4 protein-coding genes are annotated in these 3,430 nt (G+C 71.5%); all 4 read right to left on the bottom strand.

The genetic code is table 11. The annotated features are described in order from the left end of the window. Nucleotides 1–91: 91 nt before the first annotated feature. Nucleotides 92–928 (bottom strand): phosphoadenosine phosphosulfate reductase family protein, encoded by an 837-nt coding sequence (locus tag OTB19_RS42160; protein WP_267804150.1) that lies wholly within the window; start codon nucleotides 926–928, stop codon nucleotides 92–94. 538 nt (nucleotides 929–1,466) lie between these two features. Then, nucleotides 1,467–1,967 carry a hypothetical protein gene (locus tag OTB19_RS42165; protein ID WP_267804151.1) on the bottom strand — a complete coding sequence of 167 codons (501 nt, stop codon included), beginning with the start codon at nucleotides 1,965–1,967 and terminating at the stop codon, nucleotides 1,467–1,469. Between the two features lie 257 nt (nucleotides 1,968–2,224). Beyond that, a complete protein-coding gene (locus tag OTB19_RS42170; RefSeq protein ID WP_267804152.1) occupies nucleotides 2,225–2,725 on the bottom strand; it encodes a hypothetical protein in 501 nt (166 codons plus the stop codon). A gap of 324 nt (nucleotides 2,726–3,049) precedes the next feature. Beyond that, nucleotides 3,050–3,274: a hypothetical protein gene (locus OTB19_RS42175; RefSeq protein WP_267804153.1), complete on the bottom strand. Its 225-nt coding sequence runs from the start codon at nucleotides 3,272–3,274 to the stop codon at nucleotides 3,050–3,052. Nucleotides 3,275–3,430 lie beyond the last annotated feature (156 nt).

Consider the following 3,430-nt stretch of genomic DNA (forward strand, 5'->3'; position numbering starts at 1 on the left):
GCACTCAACGCGATCAGACTCGACGCCCACTGGACCGAAAGCCCCCTCCGACGCACCCGCACCAGCCGCCTCGAACGCCTCGCCTACCAGCTCACCGCGTAACCCCCACGAATTGCGCAGCAGAGTCTTGGCCCATGGCGGTTTCGGCGTCGGCGTACTCGGCGAACAGTTCGGGGTTGAGCTGCGCGGAGCGGATGAGGTCGTCGGTGTGGGCGAGGGGGCAGGCGCGGCAACTGAGGCGGCGCATGCCCTGGTCGTAGGCCTGGTGGTGGGGGATGGCGTTGTCGCGGTGGATCTTCCAGACCTGCTCGGTGCTGAGCTGGTGGATGGGAAGCCATGTGGTGACGGTGCGCAGGGTGCCTTTTCCGGTCATCCGGTGTTGCTCGATGGGGGGCTTCTTCGCGCGGGCGGCGGATTCCTCGGCGCGCATGCCCATGGCGTAGCCGGCGCGGGGCGGGCGTCCGAGCCGGAGTTCGGCGCCGACCTCGTCGACGTAGTCGCGTCCGACGGCCGTCTTCTCGCTGGTGCAGTACCGGGCGAAGAATCCGGGCCAGCGTCCGCGGGTGCGGATCTGGTCCCAGAGGGAGTTCCATCGGGTGCTGCGTCGGACGGCGAAGGGAACGCCGTAGAGCTGGGCGTGCGCGCGGGCGACTTCGAGGGCGCCGGGCCATTCGACCAGGTGTCCTCGGGTGGTGCGTCCGAGGTCGCAGTGGAGCACCCGGATCTTGTGGAGTTGGCCGACGGCGTCGGCTTGCGTGCATCCCTCGTGGACGGTGGCGCCGCTGTCTTTGCCGCCGCTGTCGCCGATGATCACGATGTCGTGGGCGTCCCAGTCGAACTCGGCGGTTTCGGGGCGGGCCGGCGGTTGGGAGGGGTGTTGGAGTTGTGCCGCGGCGCATGTGGCGGCGCAGGGCGGAAGGGTGCGCATGGGTCGTTCTCCTGGTCTTGAGGTAGGGGGCGGGGCTGCGGGCGGGTTGGGGCGCGGTTCTCTGGCCCGGCCCGGGTGGGGAGGGGCGTTTCCGGGTCGGGGGTGAGCCGGCCTGGCTTCGGCGGGTTCGCGGGCGGGTGCCGGCGGCGGGGTGTGGGGCGCTCGGCCGGAGCGTGGGCGCGCACGGTGGGGGTGGCGACGGGTGGGTGACGGTTGCCGGGCGGTGGCGGGGTGTTCGGTGCGCGGCGGGGGTTGGAACCGCGGTCTGCCGTCGCGCTTCCGCGTTCGCGGGGGCCGCCACTACCGGAGGGGTACCACCCGCCGGCGGCGGGCGGGTGGTGCCGGGGGAGGGCTCTCGGTACCGGGAGTCAGGTTGTGAGGGCTTCGCGGATGAACTGGGCGGTGGTGGTGAGCCGGTGGTCTCGGGCGCGGCGTCGGGCTTCGTCGCGGGTGTCGGCGTGGATGTTCAGGTCGCCGCATCGGCAGAGTGCCGCGCTGGTGCCGCTGCAGAGGAGACCGTTGCGGCGTCCGGGCCTGTTCAGGCCGGCGCTTGCGTGTCCTGTCTCGCTGGGGCGTACCCAACCCTGGGGGCGGTGGTGTGGGTGCGGTGGTCTTGGGCGTGCATCGCGATGAGCGCGGGCAGGGTGAGGCGGGCGCGGCCGTGGTCGTCGGTGATGAATCCGCGTTCGTTCAGGCGGACGCTGGCTGCCGGGGGGATGCGGTGGAATCCGAGGGTGACGACCTGGCGGCCGGACTGTGTCTCGAACCTGGCGCGGTCGCCGGCTGCCTGGATGAGTTCGAGGTCTTGGCGGGTGGTTTCGGTGAGTCCTCGGATGAGGATCTGCGGGGTGAGGGTGAGAGAGCGGGGCTCGTCGTGGGGGTGGAAGCGCCGGTAGGTCCAGTTGACGGCGACGCTGCCATCGGTGGCGGCCTCGACGTCGTAGCCGCGGCGGACGGCTCGCCGGAGCAGTGTGATCGCGTGGGACTCGGTGGCGGTGCCCTGGCGGACGAAGTCCTGGGTGAGGGTGAACAGGAACATGGCATCTCCAAGGTGGGATGGGGTGGCGGGGTGCTGTTGTGCGGGCGGGGGCCGGCGCAAGAGGTGCTGCGCACTGGCTCTTGGGGAGTGGGGTGGGCGGCGCTTGGCGGGTCGATGTGGGGGCGGCCTTCGCGGCGGGCGTAGTGACTGCGGGGGGTCGTCGCGCTTCTCCGTTGCGGGCCGGCAGTGCCTCGGGTCGGGCGGGAGGATCGGCGGTCCCGGGCGGGGCGCGGGGTGGGCCGCGCCCCGGTGCGGGCTCACCGCTGTTGGGTGACTCGGGCCTGTCGTGCGGCCTTCTTGTAGTCGGCGAGGGTCACGATTCCGGTGAGGGTGCGATTCCCGATTTCGGCGGTGGACCGGTCGGTGTCGAATGACCAGCGCTTACGGCCGCTGTTCTGCGACCACATGAGGGAGAGGACGGCGTTCGCCTGCTGCCCCTCATGGTTGTCGTGGGCTCGGCCGGTGCACTCCAGCTCCCAGATGCCGACGCACGTGTCGTCGTCGACGGCATCGGTGCCGGCGCGCAGGACTACGGCCCAACCGGCTGCTTCGGCGGCGCGGGCGAAAGCGGTGACGGCGGCGGGGGTGTCCCTGGGCGGGTTGACGGTGGTCCACTGGCAGTACTGGCCGATCCACCATGCGCGGTCGGTGACGGTCACCGCGGGGGCGGTCGCCTTCGTCTCGGATTCAGGGGCGAGCCGGCTGGCTGCGGGCTGGGCTGAGGCTGCTTGCGGGTGCTCACGCTGGATGCTGTCCATGGTCGGTCCTCGTCGGTTCGGGGCGGGTGAAGTGGCAGGCGTTCGCCGGAGGTGACGGCCCCTCGCCCGGCCCAAGGGGCGCTGCGCACTCGGGGAGGGGGAGCGGTGTAGGCGTCGGCTGCCGTGCCGGTGTGGGGGCGGCCTTCGCGGCGGGGGTTGGATCCGCGGGGGGCCGTCGCCCACCGCCGCACCCTGTGAGCGCGTCAGGTCTTCGTCACCGTCGGCCTGGTCGTCGCCCGGGGCTGGTCTCCGGCCGGTCGGGCGGCACGCGGCTTCGGGTCCCGGGGCGCGGCATGGTGGGTCGGCCCCGGGTGCCGGGGTGTGTCAGATGGTGGTGTCGGCGGGGGACGCGGGGCGCTGCAAGACGGTGTGGACGGGCCACTTGTTGCGGGCGCCGTGCCGGCTCTTGAGCATGCGGTGGGCGGCGTCGAGCATCTCGGCTCCGATGCTCCTGTTGAGCGTCGGGGCCATGCCCTTATGTGTCCCGTCGAGGACCCGGACGGTGAGCTTGGATCGGCCGCCGTTGTTGATGAAGTGGATCCGGGTCACGGTCCCCGCCACGTACACGCGGTCGATGTGTGAGGGGCCTCGCGTTTTCCGGACAGGGATCTGACCGATTAATTCATGCGGCGAGTCGCAGATTCTCAAACTCGGCATGGACTTCCCGCGGAGGCCGGTAACCAACTGCCGAGTGGAGACGCTTGA

Source organism: Streptomyces sp. H27-H5 (assembly GCF_026627505.1).
Taxonomy (GTDB): Bacteria; Actinomycetota; Actinomycetes; order Streptomycetales; family Streptomycetaceae; genus Streptomyces.

What these genes read in the sequence shown, in the direction of transcription:
- OTB19_RS42160 (WP_267804150.1), bottom strand. Translation starts at nt 928, where the DNA reads ATGCGCACCCTTCCGCCCTGCGCCGCCACATGCGCCGCGGCACAACTC.
- OTB19_RS42170 (WP_267804152.1), bottom strand. Translation starts at nt 2,725, where the DNA reads ATGGACAGCATCCAGCGTGAGCACCCGCAAGCAGCCTCAGCCCAGCCC.
- OTB19_RS42165 (WP_267804151.1), bottom strand. Translation starts at nt 1,967, where the DNA reads ATGTTCCTGTTCACCCTCACCCAGGACTTCGTCCGCCAGGGCACCGCC.